The organism is Nocardiopsis nanhaiensis (assembly GCF_054778635.1).
Genome location: NZ_BAAGZJ010000035.1, coordinates 24,931 through 49,932, shown reverse-complemented (window position 1 = coordinate 49,932; position 25,002 = coordinate 24,931). Strand labels below are relative to the sequence as shown.

The 25,002-nt window shown below is 68.5% G+C and carries 21 protein-coding genes; 7 read left to right on the top strand and 14 right to left on the bottom strand.

The genetic code is table 11. The features are described 5' to 3' along the window. Window positions 1-117: 117 nt before the first annotated feature. The 8 genes from ACYVD1_RS17970 to ectA all read right to left on the bottom strand — a co-directional run bounded on the left by ACYVD1_RS17970 (window position 118) and on the right by ectA (window position 7,285). Window positions 118-1,059, bottom strand: a complete 942-nt coding sequence (locus tag ACYVD1_RS17970) for a lysostaphin resistance A-like protein (RefSeq protein ID WP_460773888.1) — start codon at window positions 1,057-1,059, stop codon at window positions 118-120. A 195-nt stretch (window positions 1,060-1,254) separates the two neighbouring features. Beyond that, window positions 1,255-2,100, bottom strand: a complete 846-nt coding sequence (gene ehuA / locus ACYVD1_RS17965; RefSeq protein ID WP_460773885.1) for an ectoine/hydroxyectoine ABC transporter ATP-binding protein EhuA — start codon at window positions 2,098-2,100, stop codon at window positions 1,255-1,257. Continuing rightward, window positions 2,087-2,692: an ectoine/hydroxyectoine ABC transporter permease subunit EhuD gene (gene ehuD, locus ACYVD1_RS17960; RefSeq protein WP_460773936.1), complete on the bottom strand. Its 606-nt coding sequence runs from the start codon at window positions 2,690-2,692 to the stop codon at window positions 2,087-2,089. Before ehuD ends, ehuA begins: the two co-directional genes overlap by 14 nt. Before the next feature lie 65 nt (window positions 2,693-2,757). Beyond that, entirely contained in the window at window positions 2,758-3,495 is a 738-nt protein-coding gene (gene ehuC / locus ACYVD1_RS17955) for an ectoine/hydroxyectoine ABC transporter permease subunit EhuC (protein ID WP_460773882.1), read from the bottom strand. A gap of 6 nt (window positions 3,496-3,501) precedes the next feature. Further along, window positions 3,502-4,365, bottom strand: coding sequence for an ectoine/hydroxyectoine ABC transporter substrate-binding protein EhuB (gene ehuB, locus ACYVD1_RS17950; protein ID WP_460773934.1), 864 nt, complete (start codon window positions 4,363-4,365; stop codon window positions 3,502-3,504). 457 nt (window positions 4,366-4,822) lie between these two features. Beyond that, window positions 4,823-5,224, bottom strand: a complete 402-nt coding sequence (locus ACYVD1_RS17945) for an ectoine synthase (protein WP_460773878.1) — start codon at window positions 5,222-5,224, stop codon at window positions 4,823-4,825. 151 nt (window positions 5,225-5,375) lie between these two features. Next, entirely contained in the window at window positions 5,376-6,644 is a 1,269-nt protein-coding gene (ectB, locus tag ACYVD1_RS17940) for a diaminobutyrate--2-oxoglutarate transaminase (protein WP_460773874.1), read from the bottom strand. Window positions 6,645-6,736: 92 nt separating this feature from the next. After that, on the bottom strand, window positions 6,737-7,285 hold the full coding sequence (gene ectA, locus ACYVD1_RS17935) for a diaminobutyrate acetyltransferase (RefSeq protein WP_460773871.1): 549 nt from the start codon (window positions 7,283-7,285) through the stop codon (window positions 6,737-6,739). A gap of 757 nt (window positions 7,286-8,042) precedes the next feature. On the opposite strand from ectA, the gene ACYVD1_RS17930 reads away from it, so the two are divergent. The 3 genes from ACYVD1_RS17930 (at window position 8,043) to ACYVD1_RS17920 (ending at window position 10,090) form a co-directional block, all read left to right on the top strand. Then, entirely contained in the window at window positions 8,043-8,306 is a 264-nt protein-coding gene (locus ACYVD1_RS17930) for a WhiB family transcriptional regulator (protein WP_460747734.1), read from the top strand. Between the two features lie 462 nt (window positions 8,307-8,768). Then, complete coding sequence (locus tag ACYVD1_RS17925) at window positions 8,769-9,350, top strand: copper resistance protein (protein ID WP_460773868.1); 582 nt, start codon at window positions 8,769-8,771, stop codon at window positions 9,348-9,350. Window positions 9,351-9,448: 98 nt separating this feature from the next. Next, the gene (locus ACYVD1_RS17920; protein ID WP_460773866.1) at window positions 9,449-10,090 is read left to right on the top strand and encodes a copper resistance CopC family protein; all 642 of its coding nucleotides are present in this window, start codon (window positions 9,449-9,451) and stop codon (window positions 10,088-10,090) included. A 96-nt stretch (window positions 10,091-10,186) separates the two neighbouring features. On the opposite strand, the gene ACYVD1_RS17915 is transcribed toward ACYVD1_RS17920, so the two are convergent. After that, window positions 10,187-10,948 (bottom strand): PP2C family protein-serine/threonine phosphatase, encoded by a 762-nt coding sequence (locus ACYVD1_RS17915; RefSeq protein WP_460773864.1) that lies wholly within the window; start codon window positions 10,946-10,948, stop codon window positions 10,187-10,189. Window positions 10,949-11,750: 802 nt separating this feature from the next. On the opposite strand from ACYVD1_RS17915, the gene ACYVD1_RS17910 reads away from it, so the two are divergent. Next, window positions 11,751-13,025, top strand: coding sequence for a glycosyltransferase (locus tag ACYVD1_RS17910; RefSeq protein ID WP_460773861.1), 1,275 nt, complete (start codon window positions 11,751-11,753; stop codon window positions 13,023-13,025). 17 nt (window positions 13,026-13,042) lie between these two features. After that, complete coding sequence (locus tag ACYVD1_RS17905) at window positions 13,043-14,104, top strand: anti-sigma factor RsbA family regulatory protein (RefSeq protein ID WP_460773858.1); 1,062 nt, start codon at window positions 13,043-13,045, stop codon at window positions 14,102-14,104. Here the strand turns inward: ACYVD1_RS17905 and ACYVD1_RS17900 are convergent. Next, window positions 14,094-14,441 carry an STAS domain-containing protein gene (locus ACYVD1_RS17900; protein ID WP_460747727.1) on the bottom strand — a complete coding sequence of 116 codons (348 nt, stop codon included), beginning with the start codon at window positions 14,439-14,441 and terminating at the stop codon, window positions 14,094-14,096. The genes ACYVD1_RS17905 and ACYVD1_RS17900 overlap by 11 nt on opposite strands. 93 nt (window positions 14,442-14,534) lie before the next feature. Next, a complete protein-coding gene (locus ACYVD1_RS17895) occupies window positions 14,535-15,293 on the bottom strand; it encodes an ANTAR domain-containing protein (RefSeq protein ID WP_460773855.1) in 759 nt (252 codons plus the stop codon). A 101-nt stretch (window positions 15,294-15,394) separates the two neighbouring features. Between ACYVD1_RS17895 and ACYVD1_RS17890 the strand changes: the two genes are divergently transcribed. Next, window positions 15,395-16,549, top strand: a complete 1,155-nt coding sequence (locus tag ACYVD1_RS17890) for a GAF domain-containing protein (RefSeq protein WP_460773930.1) — start codon at window positions 15,395-15,397, stop codon at window positions 16,547-16,549. A 55-nt stretch (window positions 16,550-16,604) separates the two neighbouring features. On the opposite strand, the gene ACYVD1_RS17885 is transcribed toward ACYVD1_RS17890, so the two are convergent. Continuing rightward, window positions 16,605-17,246, bottom strand: a complete 642-nt coding sequence (locus ACYVD1_RS17885; protein ID WP_460747725.1) for a response regulator — start codon at window positions 17,244-17,246, stop codon at window positions 16,605-16,607. A 6-nt stretch (window positions 17,247-17,252) separates the two neighbouring features. Then, a complete protein-coding gene (locus ACYVD1_RS17880) occupies window positions 17,253-21,737 on the bottom strand; it encodes a HAMP domain-containing protein (RefSeq protein WP_460773852.1) in 4,485 nt (1,494 codons plus the stop codon). A 406-nt stretch (window positions 21,738-22,143) separates the two neighbouring features. Between ACYVD1_RS17880 and ACYVD1_RS17875 the strand changes: the two genes are divergently transcribed. After that, window positions 22,144-24,309: a SpoIIE family protein phosphatase gene (locus ACYVD1_RS17875; protein WP_460773927.1), complete on the top strand. Its 2,166-nt coding sequence runs from the start codon at window positions 22,144-22,146 to the stop codon at window positions 24,307-24,309. A 55-nt stretch (window positions 24,310-24,364) separates the two neighbouring features. Here ACYVD1_RS17875 and ACYVD1_RS17870 read toward each other — a convergent pair whose 3' ends face one another. Next, window positions 24,365-24,970, bottom strand: a complete 606-nt coding sequence (locus tag ACYVD1_RS17870; RefSeq protein ID WP_460773849.1) for a response regulator — start codon at window positions 24,968-24,970, stop codon at window positions 24,365-24,367. Window positions 24,971-25,002 lie beyond the last annotated feature (32 nt).

Sequence of the window (25,002 nt, the reverse complement as noted above, 5' to 3'; positions counted from 1 at the left end):
GACCGGAATGCGACCGCTATAGAGCAGGTCTACCCACCTGTCCGTGAACCTCGGCAGACGGTCGGCAAGTTTTCGCTCTTGAACGCGCCAATGCGCGCTCCGCGCCACCGGGGGTCACTACTGGGCGATGCCGAGCTGCAGGTCGGGCGGCAGGATGAGGACGAACATCACCACGCGCATGGAGACGTTGAGCCACGTGTTCCGGAAGCACGCCCACAAGTAGCCGTAGAGAAGGCTCGCGGTCGTGTACGTGAGCAGCGCCAGGCCCGTGTCGTGTACGAGGTCGTGGCCGGGCAGCTGCGAGACGGCGTCGTAGGGCTGGATGATCGCATAGGTCAGCCCGAACACCACCGAAGTGGCGGCGATTCCGCCCCAGCGGCCCATGAGCAGCTCCAGCCGCGTCTGCATCATGCCCCGAAAGAAGATCTCCTCGCACAGGGCGATCACGGTGAAGGCGAGCACCATGCCGTACAGGGTCAGAGAGGCTTCGGGAAGCCCGATGTGCGGCACGAGCAGGTAGGCGATCAGCCCGAGTGCGGCTCCCACGGGGATCAGGCCGGTCCAGCGCCAGGGTTCGGACACCTTCAGCGCGATGGACGGCATGGCCGTGCCCTTGCCGTCGACGGTGAGTCCGGAGCGGTCCATGACCAGCAGCGGGATGGCGAAGAGGAACAGCAGCCGGGAGACGAGCGACACTGACATCGCAAGGTCGGCGGTGGTCCCGGTCTCGGCGCCGAAGAAGTCGAAGATCGTGGACAGCACCACCATCGACCCGCCGAAACAGACCAGCAGGAGGGCCATCCAGCCGAGTTCCCGGTTGACTGGATGGCCGTCCATGGCGGCGACGATCCGGCGGTCGAGCTCCTGGCGGCGGCCGAACGCCTGGACGATCCCCCAGGCCATCACACCGCCGATCAGCATGGGAAGCCAGGAGACCAGCAGCAGGATCGCCGAATCACCGAAGACGTCCGCCCGCAGAACGGGATGGGCGAGTAGCGCCCCCACGATCAGGACCGCGGCGAAGGCGACCGCCGTGGCGAGCCCCCATCTTCGCACCATGGTCACAAGAGTCCCCCCTGCCTCAGAACACACATTCTGCCCCAGGGGAAACTAAAAGCGACCTAATGACTACGGTATGTTGCAAGGCAAGTCTCTTCGCCGCGACGCCCCGCACAAGCCCGCACAAAGGGGAGGGCGCCGGTCGGATCACCGCGGTGATCCGACCGGCGCCCTCGGGGCCCGCGCGGGCAGGCCCTACTGGCCGTTCTCCAGGACCGACTTGAGGAAGGACTTGGTCCGGTCCTCCTGGGGGTCACCGAAGATCTGGTCAGGGTGCCCGGCTTCGGCGATCTGGCCCTGGTCGAACATCAGGACGCGGTGGGACACGTCCCGGGCGAAGCCCATCTCGTGGGTCACGCAGAGCATCGTGATGTCGGTGGTCTCGGCCACCTCGCGCAGCACGTCGAGAACGCCGGCGACCAGCTCGGGGTCGAGGGCCGACGTGACCTCGTCCAGGAGCAGGATCTCCGGCCGCATCGCCAGCGCACGGGCGATCGCCACCCGCTGCTGCTGACCGCCGGACAGCTGGGTCGGGTGGGCGTCGATCTTGTCACCCAGACCCACCAGGTCCAGCAGCTCCTCCGCCCGGGCGCTGGCCTCGTCCTTGCTCAGGCCCAGGACGTTGACCGGCGCCTCCATGATGTTCTTCCGCACCGACATGTTCGGGAACAGGTTGAACTGCTGGAACACCATGCCGATGCTCTTGCGGCGCTGCCGCAGGTAGCTCTCACTGGCCGGAGTCAGCCCCGAGCCTTTGGGCATGTGGCTGAACGGCTCGCCACCGATCCAGATGTGCCCTTCGGTGATCTTCTCCAGCGTCATCAGCAGCCGGAGGATCGTGGTCTTTCCGGAACCGCTCGGGCCAATGAGGGTGACGCGCTCACCGGACTCGACGTTGAAGTCGAGGTGGTCGAGCACGGTGAGGTCCCCGAACCGCTTGACCACCTTGTCGAACACGATCAGCGGCTGGCCCGCCTCGGCTCCGGCCTGGCCCTCCGAGCCCGGTTGTGTCGTGTTCTCGGGGGTATCAGACGGCGGCATAGCGTCGCTCCAATCGTCGGATCAGAATGGCGGACGGAATACTCACCAAAAGGAACAGGAATCCGACCATGGTAAAGGCTTCCACGATACGGAAGCTAGCACTACCGACCCGCTGTGCCTCAGTCAGCAGCTCAGCCACGCCGATGGCGATCAGCAGGGGCGTGTCCTTGAACATCGCGATGAGGTAGTTGCCCAGCGCCGGAATGACCTTCCGAATCGCCTGCGGGAGCACGATGGCGCCCCACGTCCTGCTGGTCGGCAGGCTCAGCGCGCGTGCGGCCTCCCACTGCCCCTTGGCGACGCCCTCGATGCCCGAGCGGTACACCTCTGCCGTGTAGGCCGCGTAGTGCACACCAAGGACCAGGACACCGACAGTGAAACCGGAGACGTTGGCCGGGGCCAGCAGGAACACGAACACCAGCTGGATCAGGAGCGGTGTCGTCCGGATGAACTCCATCACGAAGTGCACGAGCGACCCGACGACGGGGATCCTGCGGATGATCGCGATGCCGAGCCCCAGGGACAGGGCGATCAGGTAACCGAGGACGGTGACCTGGACCGTGACCCACAGTCCGGAGAGCAGGTCGGGCATGACCTCGCCGGTGAACTCGAAGTCCCAGATGCTGTTGATGAACTCCCAAGCGCCGTTGGACTCGTTCACTTGGCCACCCCCACCTTCGTGCCCACCGACGGGGGCCGCAGGAGTGCCAGGACTCCGCCACCGCCGGGCGGAACCCTGCCCAGCTTGCGGTTGGCACGCCGTTCAAGCAGTCGCATGCCGAAGATCAGCACCTGCGCGATCAGGTAGTAGAAGATGAAGGCGCCCAGGAAGGCGAACACCGTCTCACCGGACGCGTCGCGCATCTGCCGCGCCGCGGCGGTCAGGTCGACGACTCCGATCAGGTAGACCACGGCCGTGGCCTTCATGAGCTCGATGATGAGGTTGCCGAACGTGGGCAGCATCTGTGCCCAGGCCTGGGGGACGACGACCAGTCGCATGCGCTGGACCCACGACAGGTTCAGGGCGATGGTCGCCTCGATCTGCGCCTTGGGCACCGCGTTGATCGAGGAGCGCACCACCTCGGCACCGTAGGCGCCCACGTTGATGCCCAGTGCCAGGACGGCGGCGAACCACCCGTCCAACTGGAAGCCGGTCGCCACCGGGAGGGCGAAGGCCATCCAGAACATCAGAACCAGGGCCGCGATCCCCCGGAAGACCTCCACATAGACCGTGGCGACCGCCCGCGGCAGCCAGTGCCGCATGGTGCCCATGATCCCGAAGAACATGGCCAGGACGAACGCCAGCGCACTGCCCAGCAGGGTGAGCTGGATGGTGATCAGGGCCCCGTCGAGGTAGCGCTCCCTCTGGTTGTAGAGGAATTCAAGCCATTCCACGAGGGATCAGCCCTCGCAGAGTTCTTCGGTCGGTGTGCCGTCGGGGAGGTCGTCCTCGGTGAAGCCCCACTCTTCACCCAGTTCCAGCAGGCGGCCGCTCTCCGTGAACTCGGCGATGACGCGGTTCATCTCCTCGAGCAGTTCCTCGTCCTCCTGACGGACGCAGAGCCCGCCCCAACCGCGCTCTTCGAAACCGTCCACGACGGGGAAGAACGGCTCGGTGACGGTGTACTCGCCCTCCAGGTCGCGCTCGATCAGAAGGTAGGTGTGGGACACCGCCAGCATGGAGACCGCGTCGACACGGCCCGCCTCCAGCAGCTCGAAAGCGGTGGTCTGGTCCGGGATGAGCTCCATCTGGCCGTCGGGGACCCCGAAGTACTCGGCGTAGTCCTGCTCGACCGAAGCGTTGAGGACCGCGACCGTGAGGTCCGGGTTGTCGACGAACGACTCGAAGTGCTCGATGCCGTGCGGGTTGCCCTCCTCCACGAGGAACGCCTCGGGCGTGATCGCGGTGGGCTCGGTGAAGGCCACCTCGCCACAGCGGTCCGGTGTGATGAAGACACCGGCGGCGATGACGTCGTACTGGTTGGCCTGCAGCCCCGGGATCAGACCGTCCCACGACGTGGAGGCCGCCTGGATCTCGGGGATGCCCAGTTCCTCGAAGACGGCTGCCGCGACGGCCGGGGACTGCCCGGCCGGCTCACCGGCGTCGTCGATGAAGCCGAAGGGGACCTCGTTGGCGAGGGCGACCGACACGAACCCCTGCTCACGCAGGCGCTCGAGGGTGTTGCCGCCGTTCTCGCCGTTACCGGACTCGTCGACCCGGCTGCAAGCCGCGAGACCAGCTGCTGCCGCACCGGCCCCTGCCAGACGGAAGGCGTCTCGGCGTGCCCAGGTTCCTCGTCGGCGCGCTGGTACCTGCTTCTTCACGACTGCTCCTCGAAAACTCGCAAGAGCGGTGCCGTCGCCCGAAGGACTGAGCGAGGGCGCCGCGTATTCGGATGGTGGAATCGCCTCGTGCGGGCAGATCCGCGGTGCGGTACCGCGTCCGTGGCCGCCCCCGGGTGCACGGGACGGCGGCTCTGGTACGGGGTGTCTCTCCCCGGGCCCGCCGTGCCGTAACTACACATGTTTAGTCCGTTATGCACTGGTTATGAGCTGTGACTCATCGGGTGACCGGGCAGTGAACCCCCTCCGAGCTGGTCACCTGTGCGGGGTGACTTTGGGTCTCTATTCCCGTCACCCAGGGGTCCCACCGTCGACATACGCGTGGGCGGGGCCCGAAACCCGGACCCCGCCCACGTAGGAGTGCGCAACGCTCCACGCCCTAGGCGTTCGCGTCCTCCTCGACGACCAGCGGGTAGACGCCGTTCTCGTCGTGGACCTCGCGCCCGGTGACGGGCGGGTTGAAGACGCAGAGCACGCGGAAGTCCGTCTTGGGACGGACCGTGTGCTTCTCGTGGCCGTTGAGCAGGTACAGGGTGCCCGGGGTGATGATGTGCTTCTCCCCGGTCTCCTCGTTGGTCAGCTCGGCCTCGCCCTCGATGCAGTGCACGAGTTCGATGTGGTTGGCGTACCAGAACGTCGACTCCGTGCCCGCGTACAGGACGGTCTCGTGGAAGGAGAAGCCGACCTTCTCCCGAGCCAGCACGATCCGACGACTGCGCCAGTTCTCCTGCTGGATGTCGTCCTCGGTGTCGCTGATCTCGTCCAGGCTGCGAACGATCACTTCTGTCTCCTTAACGCTCTGGTGCGCGCTGAGTGCGCTGGTCATACACGGTACGGGGCCGGTCAGCGCCCCGGGTAGGGACACCGGCCGACCCCGGTACCGAAAAGGTGAGGCTTGCCAACCGGAATCTACCGGCTCGGCGTGCTGCCGCTTAGGCGGGCTGCGCGACCTTGACGGCGGCGCGGGCGCTGTCGGCCATGATGTCCAGGCCAGCGGTCAGCTCCTCGTCCGTCGCGGTGAGCGGCGGCAGGAGCTTGGCGACCTCGTCCTCCGGACCGGAGGTCTCGAGGAGCAGGCCTCGGTCGAAGCACTCCGCGGCGAGCTTATTGGCGATGTCGCCCTCGGCGTCGAAGGCCAGGCCGCGGGCCAGACCGCGGCCGCGCACGTGCGCCCCGAAGTCGGCGTGCTCCGCGGCCATCTCGGCGAGACGGGCCTCGACCAGTTCGCCCTTGGCCTTGGTGGCCTCGGAGAAGGCGTCGTCGCTCCAGAAGCGGCGCAGCGCCTCGCTACCGGTGACCATGGCGGGGTTGAAGCCGCGGAAGGTGCCGTTGTGCTCGCCCGGCTCCCACACGTCCAGCTCGCGCTTGAACAGCGTGAGCGCCATCGGCAGGCCGTAGCCGCTGATGGACTTGGACAGGGTGACGATGTCCGGCGTGATCCCGGCCTCTTCGAAGCTGAAGAACTTGCCGGTGCGGCCGCAGCCCATCTGGATGTCGTCCAGGATCAGCAGGATCCCGTACTCCTTGCAGAGTTCGGAGAGCCCGCGGAGCCACTCGGCGCTGGCGGCGTTGATGCCGCCCTCGCCCTGTACGGCCTCGACGATGACGGCGGCCGGGGCGTCCAGACCGCTGCCGCTGTCCTCCAGGAGGGTGCGCAGCCACAGGAAGTCCGGGGTCTGGCCGTCGAGGTAGTTGTCGAACGGCATGGTCGCCACGTGGTCGAGCGGCACACCGGCGCCGCCGCGCTTCATGGAGTTACCCGTGACGGCCAGGGCGCCCAGGGTCATCCCGTGGAAACCGTTGGTGAAGTTGATGATGGTCTGGCGGCCGGTCACCTTACGGGCGAGCTTGAGCGCGGCCTCGACCGCGTTGTTGCCGGCCGGGCCGGGGAACTGGATCTTGTAGTCCAAGTTCCTCGGTTTGAGGATGATCTCCTCGAAGGTTTTCAGGAACTCGCGTTTGGTGGCGCTATAGGCGTCGAGGCTGTGAACGATCCCGTCGTTCGTCAGGTACTCGATGAGCGGCGTCTTCAGCGCGGGGTTGTTGTGACCGTAGTTGAGCGATCCGGCTCCGGCGAAGAAGTCCAGGTAGGGCTTGCCCGACTCGTCGTAGACGTGGCTTCCGACAGCCTTGTCGAAGACGACCGGCCAGTTCCGGCAGTATCCGCGGACTTCGGACTCGAGGCGCTGGAAGGTCTCCATCGTGATGTTCCTTGGTTCCTTTCCCCAACTTCGTGGGCTCATGGCTTAGACGAGGGGTGGGTCAGGATCGCGTTTCGATCCGGTGCGGATGGTCAGTCGTCGGTGTCGGTCGCGTTCGAGCCGAAGGGCCCGATGCGGACGAGGTCTTCGGGTTCGTGAGGCTCATCGCCCTCCTTCGGGAAGTGCTCCACGCCGAAGAGCGGGCTCCAGACGGCCTCGGTGTCCCTGCCCCGCGCGAAAGACGCGAAGAGGGCCCGTGAGGCCTCGTTGTCGGGAGTGACGGTCGCTTCGAGGTACTGGAGACCCTGCTCGGCGATGCTGTCGCCGATGAAGTCGAGCATCCGGCGGGCGAGACGCTGACCCCGGTACGCGGAGTCGACGGCCACCTGCCAGAGGAAGTACGTGTCCGGGCTGTCGGGACGGACGTAACCGGTGACGTAGGCCGCCACCCGGCCGTCGGTGTCCCGCGCCACGACGCTGGTCGCGGCGAAGTCCCGGCACCAGAGCGTGTAGGCGTACGGGGAGTTGACATCCATCCCCGTCCCGCCGGCCAACCGCCACATGTGTGGCCCGTCCTCCGGGGAGGGGTGCGTCAGGCGCACGCCCTCACGGCCCGCGGCCTCTGCGGTCTTGGAGCCCATTGCCCCGCCTTCAGTTCGGTCGCGTGCTTGGAGGTTCGTTCGTAGATGTGGCACGTCGATCGAACTTAGCGAACGAAGGTCAATGACTTTTCAAGGAGATTCCGCGCAGATGTTTAAGTGGTTTCAGATCGGGTAGGGCTCGTCTATTTAGCAGCTTGATTCCGCCTCGATCAGCCTACCCAAGTGACGCGCGGTAGCGGCCAATCGGCCTGCTCACACCCCGCCCATCAGGAGGTTCGGCCCTCTAGCACCCCTCCCCGCGGACCCGCGTCGCCCAGGGTGAGGGCGGGCCCGCGCACCGGCCTCCAACAGCCGTCAGGGTCAAACATAGAGCCTGAACGGGCAATATTAAGCGTGCGTTAAGTCACACCAATTCGGTGGAAAGCTCGCGACATAACGTCCACCCGGGACTGCAGCGCACGTCACACGGCATGCCGGGCGCCCCTCGCAGCCACCTGTACGCAGGAAAATCGCTCGGCCACGGAGCGGTACGCCAGCTGCCGCCCCCTGCCCGCCCACGTCGCCTGACGGCCGAGTGGGGACACACGGGCCCCATCACCGCCGAACGTCCTTGATGAATCGCCGAGTTTCTACCAGACTCTGTGTAGTACGACCTCATGTAGTACTACAATTGGTCGCATCGCCTCGCCGCAGCCCACGCGGGTCCGACGCCCCGGGACGGCAGCGCGGCCACGCACTTCGCTGAACCCACCGTGGAGCCACGGCGGGAAACACCGACAAGGGATCGGAGGCACCTGTGAACCGCCTGTACCACGACAGCGAGGACTGGGTCGAGCAGGGGAACTGCCGCTCGTACGACCCCGAGATCTTCTTCCCGGTGAGCAGCACCGGGATCGGCCGCACCGACACCGAGCAGGCCCTCGCCGTCTGCCGCAGCTGTACTGTTCGCCCAGAATGCCTGCGGTGGGCGCTCCGCGCCGGTGAAGCTCATGGAGTCTGGGGCGGAACCACCCCCGAACAGCGCCGATACATGCGCCGCGAGCTGGCACCGGCGGTCTAGGGCGTGTTCGGTGGATGCTGCCCGTCGCGAGCGGCGCATCCAGTGGTGCTGGCACAAGGCCGAAGAAGGAGTTCCCCTACTGTGCACTGCCTCGCAAGCTCGGCAGCATCGCACAGCGGGGGCCCGCCCGGGTTCGGCTGTCGACTGAGAGATGCGCAGTGACAGTGCCGCTGGGGCGACGCGCAGCAGGGTATGTGTCCGCCGAACATGCCCTAGGTACCGACCGCCTAGGCGCCGAAAGGTCGAGGTGCCGAACGAGCCGCCGGGCGCGCGAAGGACCGCGTCCGGCGGCTCTCTTCTGTCCCAGACCTCCGCCCCAGACCGCTGCCCCCAAACCTCCACTCCAGGTTTCCGCCCACCCACGATTGCGCCGATTCCGGCCCCAGGTCCCGAGAGCGGGGGAGCACAACCTCACGTTGAGGGGTCTTGCGGCACCGAAAGGCACGGCCTAGGTTCACTAACGTGCGACCCGCTCACGGCATACTCCGCCTCAACCGCACGGCGATCCTCGCCGCTGCGGCCACGGGGCTTGCCTGGGTGGGACACAACCTCTGGGCCGAAGCCCCCGCCGGGGCCGGAGGGTTCCTCCTGGCCACGGCGTTCCTCTTCGGCCTCCTGTGGCGGTTCACGCGGATCATGCGGAGCTTCGGCGAGATCTTCGCCGTCATGGCCCTCGCACAGGTCGCCCTGCACCTGATCCTCCAAGGGACGGCGGGGCCCGCTCACGTGGCCCTCGACCCCGGAGCCGACCACACCGGGCACGGACTACTCGCGCACACCCTCGGTTTCGCGCCGGGGATGCTGTTCGCACACTTGTGGGCGGCCCTACTCGCCGCCGCTCTGCTGGCCTACGGCGAGAACGCCCTCTGGTCCCTGGCCACAGCCGTCTCCCGGGCGATGCCACACCTGCTGCGCGTACCCGACCTCACGTTCGGCGTCCCCGGTCGGGCGCTCACCGCGCCCCGGCCCACGGCGCCCACTCCCCCCGTGCCGTCGGCGCACGGTCCCCGCGGGCCTCCCGGTTCGTCCGCGCTCCGCCTCTGACCTGATCGAGGCGGGCTCTGTCGAAGACACCCGGCAAGCACGGCCAGAACCCGTGCCTTCCGGGTGCGAACCGTACGTGATCGGCCTGAGAGAAGACCATGAGAAAATCCCGCACCGCAGCCCTGATCGTCCCCTTCGCCGCGGCCGGCCTGCTGCTGGCACCCTCGCCCGCGCTCGCCCACGACGTCCTCATCGATTCCGACCCCGAGGACGGCGCCACTCTCGACGCCCTTCCCGAAGAGGTCGTCCTGACCTTCAACAACAACCCGCTGGAGACCGGTGAGGGCAACGCCATCGTCGTGACCGGTCCCGACGGAGAGACCACCTACGAGGACGGCGGCCTGGACTTCGACGGACCCGACGTTTCCGTCGGCCTGGCCCCGTTGGACGAGGAGGGCGAGTACAGCATCGGCTACCGCGTCGTCTCCTCGGACGGCCACCCCATCCAGGACACCCTCACCTTCACGGTGACCGAGGAGGCCGTCGCGGAAGCCGCGCCGGACGAGGAGGAGGAAGCGGACGAGGAGGAAGCCGCCGAGGACGAGGCGGCGGAGGAGGAGTCCATCGACGAGTCCCCCGCCTCCGCTGAGGACACGGCCGCCGACGAGGCCGGCACCTCTCCGATCATGGTCCTGGCCGGCGTCATCGCCGCGATCGCGGCCATCGGCGCGGTCGTCCTCGTCATCGTGCGCATGCGCAACCGCCCCGGAGCGCCCTCGGGAGAGGGTTCGGGGCAGTAGTAGTGGCCCGGAAGTAACCCGAACAAGCGGTCACCGAAGGCTGAGGGCCCGCACGCGTGGAGCGTGCGGGCCCTCAGCGGTTGATCCGGGGACGGCCTACCTGCGGCGGGCGAGCAGGATGCTGATGTTGTCCTTGCCGCCCGCTTCCATGGCGGCCTGCCACAGGGCGTGCACGGCGGCCTCGTCGCTGCCGGCCTCGGCGATCATCCGTTCCATCTCATCGGGCATCACCAGGTCCGACAGGCCGTCACTGCACATGAGCCAGGCGCTGGGGTCGGCGGCCTCGTCACGGCCCACGTGCGGGACCATCGAACCACCCGAACTGCCGCCCAGGGACTGGGTGATGAAGTTGGTGGTGACGGGGCGGCCGTCCTCGGAGGGAGGAAGCGCAGGGGAGTCGTCTTCGGAGAGCTGGCGCAGGTGGCGCCCCTCCAAGCGGTAGGTACGGGAGTCTCCGACGTTGAACCAGAAGTTGCCGTCGCTGTTGAGCAGGACCCCCGCGACCGTGGTCCCCATGCCGGAGAACTCGGTGTGCTGCAGTGCGTGGTCCTTGATCTCCTCGTCGACGTTGGAGAGCAACTGGGCGATCTCCTCCGGTCCGTTGAGGCGCGGCCCCATCTCGGCCATGCGGTGCACCGCGTGCTCGGAGGCGATCTCCCCCGCTGCCTGACCGCCGATCCCGTCCGCGACCGCGAGGATCACCGGCTCGCTCACCGGCAGCACACAGCGGACCGGGGAGGTCATGTTCGCGCTGGCGACGGTGAGTGCACCCATAACCACGGAATCCTCGTTGGCGGGGCGGATAGCGCCCCGGTGCGTGAGGGCCGTGACAATGACTTCCCCACCAGCGACACCCATACGCCATTCCTCCCGTTTCGTCGGCCGTGGCCGGTTGCCCGGCGTCCGGCGCCGGACCTTGATCGAGTCCCGTTCAACGTCTGGATTCTGTAACCGTACCGAGCCATCGCCGGAGTCGGTCAAAATCCGCGTACATCATGGCGGAAAACACCCGGATATGCAGTTCCCGCACCGGTTTTCGACGCCGAAAGTGTTGTGTCGGTTGAGCCAGGGACGTGTGTTGTGTCGGCGTCCGGTACCGATCCGACAGTAGCGGTGCTGGAACCCGGCCAACAGGGCCTATCGCCAGGTTCGGCGAACCCGCAGCCCAGCGGGTCTCCAAAGCGGAGCCGCTGAGTCCCGCACAGTGGTTCGGTATGCGCATCCGGACGCACTGAGGGCTCCAGCACACGTTGTCGCCGCACCCCTGGTCTGGCAGAATGGGGTTCGTTGGGTGTCTAAGACGCAGACACACACGGCCCGCGCCGCGCGCTCCTCACAAGTAGGTACGCCCGGTGGCTCGAAACTCCCTCGACGGTCGTTTGGTGTGGTCCTCTGTGCGTCGAACCCTTCTTCCCCCCTCCCCGGTATCCGCTGGCCCCGCGCCCTCCGAGCGCACGGATCCCAGTGCTGCCCGGCGCCCGCCCCCTCCGCAACGCCCTGAGCCTCCAGGGCCCGGTCCCGCGGCCCCCGGCGCCGTTCCCTGAGCAGCACGTCCCACCGCAAGAGAGTCATGCTCGGGAGGGTTCCGATTCCCCGCTCCGGAGTCCCCCCGGGCCCATCCACAACGGACACCGCGGCGGTGTCCAAGGAGTTCAGCCCAGTGAAGATCGCTATGGTCGCCGAACACGCCAACCCCCTCCCCGCCCACCGGGGCGAACCCGCCTGCCCCGCGAGCCTGCACGTGTGCGCTCTGTCCCGGCAGCTCGCCAAGCGCGGTCACAAGGTCACCGTCTATGTGCGCCGGAGTGATCCCGAACAGCCGGACGGCCGTACCCGCATGGCGCGCGGCGTCTCCGTCGCCTATCTGGACGCCGGCCCCGCCCAGCCGCTCGGTGACGGCGAGCAGGCCGAGCACACCGGGGCCTTCGGGACCGCACTCGCCGCCGTCCTCGACGAGGAGACCCCCGACGTCCTGCACGCCATCGGCTGGACCAGCGGTCTGGCCGCACTGCACGCACAGGCGCACAGCGAGAAGGACCAGAGCGAGACCCCGATCGTCCAGACCTTCCACTCGCTCAACGCCAGCGAACAGCGCTCCGGCCTCACCCACCGGCCGGACCGCGCCCGGATGGAGTCGATCCTCGCATCCCGTGCCGACCACGTCCTGGTCAACTCCACCGACCAGCAGGGCGAACTGGCCCACCTCGGCGTGCCCCGCCACCACGTGAGCGTCGTGCCCTTCGGCGTGGACCCCGACCACTTCAGCGTCGAGGGCAGCGCTTCGGCGGAGCCTTGGCAGACGCGCCGCGAAGAGCGGCCCCGGCTGGTCTCGGTCACCTCCCTGACCGAGACCGGGGGCGCCGAACGCCTCGTCGAAGCGATGACCCGTCTGCCCGAGGCGGAGCTGCTGCTCGTCTCCACCGCGGACGACCAGGACGTGGCCCTGGACGGGAACGCCCAGCGGATCGAGCTGCTGGCCAAGGAGGCCGGGGTCAACGACCGCGTGCACCTGACCGGACCGGTGGAGCGCAAGGAACTCCCCCGCCTGCTGCGCTCGGCCGACGTCTACGTATCCGCCGCGTCCTACGACCCCTACGGCGGCGCCGTGCTGGAGGCCATGGCCTGCGGGCTACCCGTGGTCGCCACCGCCACCGGAGCGGTCCCCGAGGCCGTTCTGCACCGCACCAGCGGCGTCCTCATGCGGTTCGGCCGCCCTGAGGAGGTCGCCCGCTCCGTGCGCGCGGTCCTGAACACGCCCACCATGAGCACCGCCTACGGCATCGCCGCAGTGGACCGCGCGCGCTCGCGGTTCACCTGGCAGCGCATCGCCGTCGAGACCGAGATCGCCTACGAGCGCTCCCGGCCGCAGCAGAGCGAGCGCGACGAGCCCGACGAGGACGAGGCGGACCTGCTCCTGTCCGGATCGATCAACTGAGCGATTCCACCCCGACGATGACGTTCGAACACCAGGGACTGCTCTTTCGCCGCGAGAGACGGTTCCACGAAGTGGCACGGGAGCGGCTGCGGGCCGCCGTACGCGAAAACGCGCACGTCGTGCTCGCCGTCGCCGACCCGTCCGCGCTCGTCAGCGGGCTCACACCGTACGAGCGCGGACGGGTGGTCGTCACGGACAGGGACAACCTCTACGAGGCGCCGGGGCGTGCCCTGGCGGCCCTGCACCGGATGGCCCTGGCCCACAACCCCGTCCCGGTCGAGGTGATCGCCGAACCGCCGCTGGCCGAAGGCGACCGCGACCCGGGCACCGGGGGCAGCGCCGACGGCGCGGGGGGCACCGCCGACTCCGCGATGGAACTCCGCGAGTGGCACCGGTGGGAGTCGGTTCTGAGCACCGCGCTGGCACCGATGCGCATGCGGCTGCTGTGCGTCCACGACGAGCTCGCCCTCAGCCCGGGCGCCCGCTCAGCCGTCCGCGCAACGCACCCGGAGCTCGTGGAATCCGGCGGTGCGCGCCCCAACCCGGCCTACCGCGGGAGCGCCGCCTTCGGTACCCGCCCCCGCTCGCCGGAGCCGCTCCCAGTGGACGGCCCCGTGCACCGCCTGGAGATCGGCCAGTCCCTGCCCCGGCTGCGCGGTGACCTCACCGCTCTCGGCGACTCCCTCGGCGTGGAACCGGACCGGCTGGACAGCCTGGTCGTGGCGGTGAACGAACTCGCCGCCAACGTGATCGAACACGGAGCCGGGAAGGGTACCCTGCGCGTGTGGCGCTCGGTGGACCGGTGGGTGTGCGACGTCTTCGACGAACGGGGCGGCCTCATCGACCCGTTGGCCGGGTACCGACCGGCCGACAACCTCCGCACCCGCGGCTACGGCCTGTGGATCACGCGGCAGACCTGCGACTACATGGAGATCTGCGGCGACAGCGCGGGGTCCCTGGTACGGCTGCACTTCGTCGACGGCCGGACAGGCGACAGCCCGGCATCCGACAGCCGGGAGTACGGCAGCCGGGCCCGGCCCGGCGAACAGGCGGGGCAGGGTCGGCTGCTCAACCCTTGAGTGCCCCCACAGCGTCCCCGGTACTCGCGTCGATCGGGATGACCTGGTCGATGCCGGCTATCACGAACAGCCGGTTGACCTGCTGCTGAGGTTCGGTGACCACGAGGCCCAACCCCAGGTCCCTGGCCTGGCGGAAGGCCGAGACCAGGACACCGATACAGCGTGAGTCGCAGAAGCCCACCTTGGCGAGGTCAACCACCACCCCCTTGGGCAGCGGGGCAGTGAGGACCTCGTCCAGCGCCTCCGCCAGCGCCGGGGAGGTGATCGCGTCCATCTCCCCCGCGGGCGTCACGATGACGACGTCATCCTCGCGGCGGATCGGGATGTCTGGCGTCACGCTCGGTTCTCCTTGTCGTTCGCCTGCACCGAGTGACTCGGAGCCCTCATCATGACGGTTCCCGGTCACGCTAGAGACTCATCTCCGCGCACTTCAGTGCCCGTTCACCCGCGGACGGCCCGATCGTTGCGGCCCGGTGTTCTCCGCGACAAGGTCCCGGGCCACGTCCACGACCTTCTTGCGGTTGCGCTGAGCCACCTCACGCAGGGCGGCGAAGGCGGCGTCGGCGTCGCACCCCCGGGCGTGCATGATGATGCCCTTGGCCTGGTCGATCACCGTACGCGCCGACATCGCCCGGCGCATATGGGCCGATTCCCGGGCCGCGTCGGCCTGACGGCCTGCGGTGTGCAGCGCCATCGCCGCGTGCTCGGCGAGCAGCGCCGTGAGCTGCGTGACGACCGCTTCGTCGAAGGCGTCGGCCCGGCCGGAGTGCACACCGAAGGTGAGGACCCGGTCCTCACCCAGAAGCATGCTGGGCTGGGTGACCGACGAGCGGTCGCCGCACTGGACGGCCATACTCGTGTACCGGGGCCAGCGCTGTTCGCGCAGCACGTCGTCGACCCGGACCTGGCGCATCTCCCGGACGGCCTCCACCGTCGGCCCCTCGTCCGTCGTGTACTGGTGCTCGAAGGCCTCCGAGAGATCGGAGTGCGAAGCGCCGTATTCCATGACCACGTGCCGGATGGACCCGTCCGGTCCGACCACCTCGCGCCAGACCACCACCAAGGCGGCCGAGCACCCGGGGACCCCGAGGGCAGCTGCCCTGCTCATCTGGTCCAGGGCCCGTTCCAAGGTCGTGTTCTCCGCCTGTCCCAACGCGCCGATGTCACGCGCGAGGTGTTCGATCCACATCGTCCGAACCTCCTCCAGACGTTCCGGGCCCCAGCACCAAAGGTAACCTTCGGAAGACTTCGAACGGAAAACGTTGCCAAGACGACCGGGAGACCGTGAGCGTGCCGGAACACCTCGCCGAACTGCAACGCGAGATCACTGCGCTGGGTGAGCGCATCGCAGCGTTGCGCAGCACTCACGCCACGTACCCCGACGATGCCCGGGGCACCGCCGAGGCGGCACTGGCCGAACTCGAGTACGCCGAACGCCTCCTCAAGGGGGCCGGTTCCCAACTGGTCCAGGAGGCGCCCCAGCCCCGGCGCCCCGTCGAGGACGGTGACCGGCCCCTGCTGCGCGCCGTGTTCAACGAGCTCAGCGTCCCCGTCGTCCTCCTTGACCACGACGGTTACATCCGGCGGATCAACGCGGCCGGGGCCACCCAACTGGGCAGCGCGCCGGGCTACCTCACCGGAAAACCCTTCACCCACTTCGTCGACCTGCGCAAGCGGGCGGCCATGAAGGTCTGGCTGGCCGCTGTCCTGCGCGGCGACGGCCCAGCGGTACTGGAGTCACGCCTGGCCCAGCGCGGCTGGGCCGAGGACGTGCACCTCACCCTCACCCGCCTCGAACTGCCCACCGAGGCGCAGCCGCTGATCCTCGTGGCGATGTCCCCGCCCATGAGCACCGCGGCGGAGGAAGGCCCGGCACCCCTCGAATCCCAGGTGGAGGACCAGGTCGTCGTCCTGGCCGCCCGCAGACTCGACGTACTGAACCGCATGACCCGCCTCCTCCTCCGAGGTGCGGGCATAGCCCTGGCCGACGCCGCCGAACTGCTGGCCGACTCCTACGCCGACTGGGTGGTCATCGACGTCTGCGACCTCCCCGAGGACCCCGAAGCGGCCCGCCGCGCCGCGGTCATCGGCCCCGCCGACGCCCCCGCCAGCCAACGCGACGAGGTCCACGCTCTCTCCCCCCGCGCATCCGACATCCCCGGCGAGGTTCTGGGCCGCGGCCAGTCACTCCTCTTCCCCCTCATCGAGGACGAGACGGTCCTGGGCCACACACCGTCGGGCGCGCCCCTGCTGTCCGTCCTCGGGGCCGGGTCGCTCCTGTCCGTGCCCCTCAGGGGCAGCCGGGGCGTCCGCGGGGCGCTCACCCTCATCCGCCGCAGCAACCGCGGCAGCTTCCGCCTCGCCGACCTGGGCCTCATCGAGGAGATCGGCGAGCACATCGGCCTGGCCCTCCCGCCCCGGGCACCGGCGGAGCCCAAGCCCTAGGCAGGCCCCGGCCCCGGACAGGGACCGGGCCCGACGGAAACCGCCGCCCAGCCACCTAGTCGTCGGGACCGTGCAGGGTGTCCACCAGGGTGGACAGCCGACCGGCCGAGCGGTCGACCCTGCGCACGGCGTCCACCAGCGGCTGGTCGATCTCCTGGTACTTGTCCACCACGTGCTCCCGCAGCGCGCTCAAGTCGGCCTGGACCTGCCGGGAGCGCTGGGACAACTGCTCCGCGAGCACCTTGCCCGGCTCCCCGGTCTCCTGGTTGAGGACCCGCTGCAGGGAGCGGGCCTGCTCGCGCATCTGCGCCTTCAGCTGGTGCAGCTCGACGAAGACCTCGACCTTGGAGCGCAGCACCCACGGGTCGAACGGCTTGATCAGGAAGTCGACCGCCCGCGACGAGTAACCGCGGAAGACCTGGTGCCGATCGACCTCCTGAGCGGTCAGGAAGATGATCGGCACGTCCTTCGTCTTCTCCCGCTGCTTGATGTGCGCGGCGGTCTCGTACCCGTCCATCCCGGGCATGATGACGTCCAGCAGGATCACCGCGAAGTCAGTACCCAGAAGCTGCTTCAGCGCCTCCTCACCGGAGTTGGCCCGGACCAGGTTCTGGTCGAGGGAGGTGAGGGCCGCCTCCAAAGCGATGAGGTTCTCGTCTCGGTCGTCGACGAGAAGGATGTTGGCCTTCTGAGTCACTGCTGGCTACTCCGAGTCTTCGGTCGGGTTGTTTCCGGTCCTGCCGGTTTCCCCGTTCGATTCACTGTTATCCCTGGTGTCACTGTGACCGGTGTCATCCGTGGCGCCATTGTGCCCGTCCGGAGACCGGCCCGTTTCACCGCCCCCGGAATGGCCGCCCCCCGAACCGTCGACATCGGCGTCATCGGCCGCGGCACCGGCCCGCGTCTCCTCCGGCCCGGCCGTGAGCCACCTGCGCATCACGTCGAGCAGGTGGTCCAGGTCCACCGGTTTGGTCACGTAGTCGGTGGCCCCCGCCGCGAGACTGCGCTCCCGGTCGCCCTGCATGGCCTTGGCCGTCAGGGAGATGATCGGCAGGTCCTCGAACTGGGGCATCTCCCGAATCCGCTGAGTGGTCTGGTTACCGTCCAGCTCGGGCATCATCACGTCCATCAGGACCAAGGAGATGTCCTCGTTCGCCTCCAGCCGCTCGATCCCCAAGTGACCGTTGTCAGCGTAGAGGACCTCAAGCCCCTGGGCCTCGAGCGCGCTGGTCAAAGCGAACACGTTGCGCACGTCGTCATCGACGATCAGCACCCGCTGGCCGCTCAGGACCGCCCGCCGCTCCGGGTCCGGTCGGGCCTCGGCCGTGTCCTGCCCGTCCCCTTCCTCGTCGTCCGCCGCGTCGGCGGCGTGTTCGGGGCCCTTGAGCACCTGCACCATCGGCAGCGGTTCCGCGGGCTCCCCGGAGTCGGTCAGGGCGGCGACCACCGCGTCGAAGTCCTCGTCCGGCAGGTCGAGGCCGTCCTCAGGGATGCCGCCGCCGGCGTCGTCCCCTCCTCCGGGCAGGGCCTGGCTCTCCACCCGGTTCGGCTCCAGCACCGGAAGCGGGTGCAACTGGGTCAGCTCGTCACCGACGTCGCCCGCCTCCTCCGGGATGCGGACCGGCAGCAGCAGCGTGAACGTCGAACCCTGGTTGGCCACGCTCCGCACCCGGATCTCACCGCCCAGCAGCCGGGCGAAGTTCCGGCTGATGGACAGCCCGAGCCCGGTCCCGCCGAACCGCCTCGACGTGCCCCCGTCCCCCTGGTGGAAGGCCTCGAAGATCACCTGCAGCTTGTCCTCGGCGATCCCGATCCCGGTGTCCGCGACGGTGAAGGCGATGACCTCCTCGTTGGCCACGAACATGTCGATGTCGGTGTCTTCCAGCGCCCACGCCGGTTCGATGAGCAGCCGCACCTCGCCCTGCGGGGTGAACTTCACCGCGTTGGACAGCAGGTTCCGCAGGATCTGCTGGAGGCGCTGCTCGTCCGTCCACAGGGTCCCGGGTATGTCCGGGGAGACGTCCACCGCGAACGCCAGCCCCTGCTCCCCCGTCACGGGTCGGAAGGTGGCCTCCACGTAGTCGACCAGCTGCGCGATCGACACCTCGCTGGGCTGGACCTGGGCGCGGCCCGCCTCCACCTTCGACAGGTCGAGGATCTCGTCGATGAGGAGCAGCAGGTCGCTTCCGGCCTTGTGGATGGTCTGGGCGAACTCGACCTGCTTGGCGGACAGGTTCTGCTCGGCGTTGTCGGCGAGCAGCCGGGCCAGGATCAACAGGCTGTTCAGCGGGGTGCGCAGCTCGTGCGACATGTTGGCCAGGAACTCGGACTTGTACTTGGACGAGACCTGGAGCTGATGGGCGCGCTCCTCCAGCGCGTTGCGGGAGCGCTGGATCTGCTGGTTCTGGAGTTCGATCGCGCGGTTCTGGTTGGCCAGCTGGGTGGCCTTCTGGCGCAGCTCCGCGTTCTTGCCCCGGAGCTCCTCCTGCTGGCGCTGCAGCTCGTTGGAGCGCTCGCGCAGCTGGCTGGTGAGCTGCTGGGACTGCTCGAGCAGGTGCTCGGTACGGGTGTTGGCCAGGATGGTGTTGATCGTCGTGCCGAGCAGGGACACCAGCTGCCGCAGGAAGTTCTTGTGGATCTCCCGGAACTCGTTGTAGGAGGCGAACTCCACCACACCGAGCGAACGCCCCTCCGAGACGATCGGGAGTATGTACAGGTTGCGCGGCTGGGACTCCCCGATCCCCGACTCGACCATGACGTAGCCCGGCGGGATGTTGGAGACCTGCTGCTCGACCTGCTGGGACAGGGCCTCACCGGCCAGCCCGACACCCTTGTGGATGCGCTGCCGGTCCTCGGACGGCTGGAAGCCGAAGCCCGCGTAGAGGCGGAAGATGTCCTGGTGGTCCTGGTCCTCGGGGAGGTAGCAGGCACCGTGCTGGGCCTGGATCAGCGGCGTCACCTCGGTCATGATCAGGCGGGCGAGCTCGTTGAGGTCGCGGTGCCCCTGGATGTGGCCGGAGATGCGGGCCAGGTTGGACTTGAGCCAGTCGGCGTCGCGCTGGTCGGCGGTGGTCTCGCGCAGGTTGGACACCATCAGGTTGATGTTGTCCTTGAGTTGTTCCATCTCCCCGCGGGTGTCGACCTGGATGTTGCGCGTCAGATCGCCCTTGGCGACGGCGTTGGCGACCTCCGCGATCGCGCGTACCTGCGTGGTGAGGTTGCCCGCCAGGCCGTTCACGCTGTCGGTGAGCTGCTTCCACGTTCCCGTGACACCCTCGACCTTGGCCTGACCGCCCAACTGCCCCTGGCTGCCCACTTCGTACGCCACACGGGTGACCTCGGTGGCGAAGGCCGACAACTGGTCGACCATCGTGTTCACCGTCGTCTTCACTTCCAGGATCTCGCCCTGGGCGTTGACGTCGATCTTCTTGGTGAGGTCACCGGCGGCGACCGCCGTCGTCACCTCGGAGATGTTGCGCACCTGGGTGGTGAGGTTGTGCGACATCGAGTTCACGTTCTCGGTGAGGTCGTTCCAGATGCCCGAGACGCCCTTGACGCTGGCACGGCCGCCCAGCTTGCCCTCGGTACCCACCTCACGGGCCACCCTGGTGACCTCGTCGGCGAACGCGGACAGCTGGTCCACCATCACGTTGATGGTGTCCTTCAGCTCCAGCATCTCGCCCTTGGCGTTCACGGTGACCTTCTTGGTCAGGTCGCCGGCTGCGACCGCCCTGGTGACCATCGAGATCTGCCGCACCTGGTAGGTGAGGTTGTTGGCCATGGAGTTCACGTTGTCCGTGAGGTCCTTCCAGACCCCGGACACGTCGCGGACGTGGGCCTGGCCGGCCAGCTTGCCCTCGGTACCCACCTCACGGGCCACCCTGGTGACCTCGTCGGCGAAGGTCGACAACTGGTCCACCATCTTGTTGATGGTGTCCTTCATGTCGAGCATCTCGCCCTGGGCGTCGACCGTGATCTTCTTGCTCAGATCACCCTTGGCCACCGCCGTGGTGACCTGCGAGATGTTGCGGACCTGGTAGGTGAGGCTGTTCGCCATCGAGTTGACGTTGTCGGTCAGGTCCTTCCAGATGCCCGAGACGCCCTTGACGTTGGCGCGGCCGCCCAGCTTGCCCTCGGTACCCACCTCACGGGCCACCCTGGTGACCTCGTCGGCCAGGGAGTCGAGCTGGTCGACCATGGTGTTCACGGTGTTCTTCAGGGCGAGCATCTCGCCCTGCACGTCCACCTCGACCTTGCGGGTCAGTTCGCCCCTGGCCACCGCGGTCGTCACCTTGGAGATGTCACGGACCTGGTTGGTCAGGTTGTCCGCCATCGAGTTCACGTTGTCGGTGAGGTTCTTCCAGATGCCCTGGACCCCCCGGACGTTGGCGCGACCGCCCAGCTTGCCCTCGGTACCCACCTCACGGGCCACCCTGGTGACCTCGTCGGCGAACGTGGACAGCTGGTCCACCATCGTGTTGAAGGTGTCCTTGAGCTCCAGCATCTCGCCCTGGACATCGATGGTGATCTTCTTGCTCAGATCACCCCGGGCGACGGCGGTGGTCACCGTGGAGATGTCGCGCACCTGGAGGGTGAGGCGGGAGGCCATCTGGTTGACCGACTCGGTGACCTCGCGCCAGGCGCCGGAGACGTCCTCCACACGGGCGCTGCCGCCGAGCTTGCCCTCGGTGCCCACCTCGCGGGCCACGCGCGTGACCTCCTCGGTGAAGCCGCTCATCTGGTCGGCCATCCGGTTCACCGTGTTGGCCAAGCGCAACAGGTCACCTTTGAGCTCGCCGCGCCGCCCAACGGTGGACGCCCTGCGGTTCAGCTCGCCCTCGGCGACGGAGTCCAGGACACGGGCGACGTCGGTCACCGGCTCGGCGACCTCGTCGAGGAGGACGTTGAGTGCCCGGGCGCTGTTGCCCCAGGCTCCCCGGGCCGGGTGGACGTTGACCCGCTCGTTGAGCCGACCCTCGTCACGGACCACGTCGCCGACCCGCTGGAGTTCGGTGCTGAGCTGCTCGCTGTGGTCGACCACCTCGTTGAAGACCGAAGCGATCTCGCGGAGCTTGCCGCTGCCCCGCGACCTGAGCCGGACGCTGAAGTCGCCGTCCCTCATCCGGTACAGCGCACTCAGTATCTCGTCGAGCTGATCATCGGCCAGTTCCGTGACCGCCTCGGGCATGAACCCCTCCTCAATCCCGCAAGTCACTTCGACAACCGAACCCGCGCCGATCCCGGCCCGAACCACGCACAGTGGGACGGTCCCGTGCATAGCGCACGGGACACGGAGGCGCGCGAGCGATCACGCACCCTAGGTGACACACCGTCACGCTACCGTCGCGAAGTACCACCCGAAAGAAGCGGATGTGTCGACTTACACTAACTGGCCGAGGTCTCGTACACAGGAGGGTTCGCCATGTTCACGTCCCTCTCGCACGCCGATGGGCGCCGATGCGGGGCCGTGACGAACGGGTTCCGGTGGATCGCGACGAGCGGGGCCCGGCACACGCGTATCGTGGCAGTGGCCACCATTCCCACACCCGCGCACAGTGACGAAGGACACCGACGGCTTGGCAGCACATGACGCGTTGAAGGTCGCTCGACGAGAGTTTCCCCCTGCTCCCGAGACCGCGGCGGCCGCCCGAGAGTTCGTGCACGACACCCTCCTGACCTGGGGTGTACCCGACCCCTTCGACGACATCATCCTGTTGGTCAGCGAGCTGGTCACCAATGCCGTCATTCACGCGGACTCGGCGCTGGAGGTGACCGTGCGCCGCTCGGAGGGTTCGACCGAGGTCATGGTCACCGACTCCTCTCCCGAGCGCGCCGTCCCGGAGGCCGGTCCGCTCTCCGTGGACACCTCCCCCTCCACCGGCGACGAGCGCAGCGGCGGCCTGGGGCTGGCCCTGGCCTCTGCGATCGCCTCCAGCTGGGGTGTCAGCTACGGGCGAAACGACAAGGCCGTTTGGTTCCGTATCGAGGACAAGTCGGGTGAGCATCCGTCACTGGAGTCCCCTCCGGTGCGCCGCGGACCCACGCGCCCCGTGCGGGCGCCCGCGTGGTCGGCCCTGGACTCGGCGCTGGGCTCCCGCCTGTCCCTGCCCCAGCTGTTGGAACGCACCGTGGAGTACGCGACCACGGCGCTGGGCGGGGACGCCGCCTACATCGCGCTGGCCACATCGGACGAGACCATGTGGGAGGTGCGATCGGCGGTCGGGCTGACCGGCGGGGCCCACTGGCGCCCGCTGCGGGTGCGCACCGAGGAGATCTTCCCGTCGGCCGCGCCCGAGCCGGGCCCGGTGATCAACGACGACCTGATGATCGCCCGCGCCACCCGCGGCGCTCTGGCCAAGGCCGGGATGCGGTCGCTGGTGACCGCGCCCCTCATCGTGGACGGCCGGGTGACCGGCCTGCTGGGCGTGGCCTCCACACGCGCCCGGCACTTCGGCCCGGCGGCGGCCAAGCGGCTCCAAGAGGGCACGGACCTGATCGCGCTCCCGGTGGAGCGGTCCCGGCTGGCCGAGGTCGAACTGAGCCGACGCGCCTCGCTGAGCTTCCTGGCCGAGGCGAGCGACCTGCTCGCGGGCACCTTGGACGAGCGGATGACCGGAGCGCTGGCCGCTCAGCTGATCACCTCGCGCCTCGGCCGCTGGTGCGCCATCCACACCATCAACGAGCTGGGGATCTCCAAGCTCACGCACGTGGTACACAGCGATGAGAACCTCAACGACGTCCTACGGTCCCTGCTGACCGCACTGCCGCCGCGCGAACAGCGCGAACCGGGTCCCCTGTGGAGCCCGAAGGAGCTGGCGGACGAAGGGTTGGACGAGCAGCTGTCCGGCACGCTCGCCCGCGGCCCGGCGATCAGCATCCCGCTCGTGGCACACGGTCGGGCGCTCGGCCGGATAACGATCGGCAAGAGCGAGACCGACGACTTCACCCGTGAGGAGGCAGATGTCGCCGACGACCTGAGCCGTCGTGTCGCCTCGGCGATGGAGAACGCCCGGCTGCACGAGCGGCACACGGCGATGAGCACGGCACTCCAGCGCAGCCTCCTGCCGGCCAAGGACAAGGAGCCGGTCATCCCCGGGGTGGACCACGCGGTCTACTACCGGCCCTCGGACGAGCGCAGCGAGGTGGGCGGGGACTTCTACGACGTCTTCTCCGCCAGCGGCCGCTGGTGCTTCGCCATCGGCGACGTGTGCGGGACCGGCCCGGAGGCAGCGGCCGTCACCGGGCTTGCCCGGCACACCCTGCGCGCGCTGGCCCGTGAGGGCTTCACCCCCGCGCACATCATGCAGCGCCTCAACATGGCGATCCTGGACGAGAACACCTCGACCCGGTTCCTGACCATGCTCTACGGGGAGATGACCCCGGCCACGGACTCGGCGGGCGGCATGCGCGTGCGCATGGTGTCCGCCGGCCACCCGCTGCCGCTGCGGCTGAACCAGAAGGGCGACGTGGTCCCCTTCGGTAGCTCGCAGCCCCTACTAGGCGCCTTCGAGGACGTGGGCTTCAGCACCGAGAGCGTGGACATCCTGCCCGGCGAGGTGGTGCTCGCGGTGACCGACGGTGTCACCGAGCGGCGCAGCGGCGCGGACATGCTCGGCGACGAGGGACTCATGAAGATCTTCTCCAACGCGGCCGGGCTGACCGCCCAGGCGGTGATCAGCCGGATCGACCGCGAACTGGAGGAGTACGCACCGGGCGGCAACGTCGACGACACCGCGATGCTGGTGCTGCGCTTCCTCTAGGGCGCCGGACCGCCGGACCGCCGGACCACGAGGCCGCTCGGCCCCCGGGCCGGCCTCAGAGCCAGCCCATGTCCTGGGCGGTACGGATGGCGGCCATCCGGTTCTCACCGCCGGTCTTGCCGATGGCGTTGGACAGGTAGTTGCGTACGGTGCCTTCGGTGAGGTGCAGGCCTTTGGCGATGCGGGCGACGGTCGCCCCGTCCGCGGCGGCCCGCAGGACCTCGGCCTCGCGGTCGGTGAGCGGGCTCTCGCCCCCGAGCATCGCGGCGGCGGCCAGTTCGGTATCGATGTACCGGCCGCCCTCGTGGACCTTGCGGATGGCACCGGCGAGCTGCTCGACCGGGGCGTCCTTGGCCAGGAACCCGCGGGCCCCCGAGGCCAGGGCACGGCGCAGGTAGCCGGGGCGGCCGAAGCTGGTGAGGATGACGACCCCGCACCCGGGCGCCTCCGTCCTCAGCTTCGCGGCGGCCTCCAAACCGGTGGCGCCCGGCATCTCGATGTCCAGCACGGCGACCGCGGCCCCGTGTTCGAGGACGGTGTCCACCACCCGGTCGCCGCGCCCGACCTCGGCCGCGACCTCCAGGTCCTCCTCCAACCCGAGCAGCGCGGCGATCGCACCGCGCACCAGGTGTTCGTCATCGGCGAGAACCAACTTGATCACGGGCGGGCCTTCCCAGTCGCACGCGCTATAAG

Bases quoted from the DNA above. Each gene is read 5' to 3' on its own strand.
- ACYVD1_RS17970 (WP_460773888.1), bottom strand. From the start codon at position 1,059: ATGGTGCGAAGATGGGGGCTCGCCACGGCGGTCGCCTTCGCCGCGGTC.
- ehuA (WP_460773885.1), bottom strand. From the start codon at position 2,100: ATGCCGCCGTCTGATACCCCCGAGAACACGACACAACCGGGCTCGGAG.
- ehuD (WP_460773936.1), bottom strand. From the start codon at position 2,692: ATGCCCGACCTGCTCTCCGGACTGTGGGTCACGGTCCAGGTCACCGTC.
- ectB (WP_460773874.1), bottom strand. From the start codon at position 6,644: ATGGAGACCTTCCAGCGCCTCGAGTCCGAAGTCCGCGGATACTGCCGG.
- ectA (WP_460773871.1), bottom strand. From the start codon at position 7,285: ATGGGCTCCAAGACCGCAGAGGCCGCGGGCCGTGAGGGCGTGCGCCTG.
- ACYVD1_RS17920 (WP_460773866.1), top strand. From the start codon at position 9,449: ATGAGAAAATCCCGCACCGCAGCCCTGATCGTCCCCTTCGCCGCGGCC.
- ACYVD1_RS17915 (WP_460773864.1), bottom strand. From the start codon at position 10,948: ATGGGTGTCGCTGGTGGGGAAGTCATTGTCACGGCCCTCACGCACCGG.
- ACYVD1_RS17905 (WP_460773858.1), top strand. From the start codon at position 13,043: ATGACGTTCGAACACCAGGGACTGCTCTTTCGCCGCGAGAGACGGTTC.
- ACYVD1_RS17895 (WP_460773855.1), bottom strand. From the start codon at position 15,293: ATGTGGATCGAACACCTCGCGCGTGACATCGGCGCGTTGGGACAGGCG.
- ACYVD1_RS17880 (WP_460773852.1), bottom strand. From the start codon at position 21,737: ATGCCCGAGGCGGTCACGGAACTGGCCGATGATCAGCTCGACGAGATA.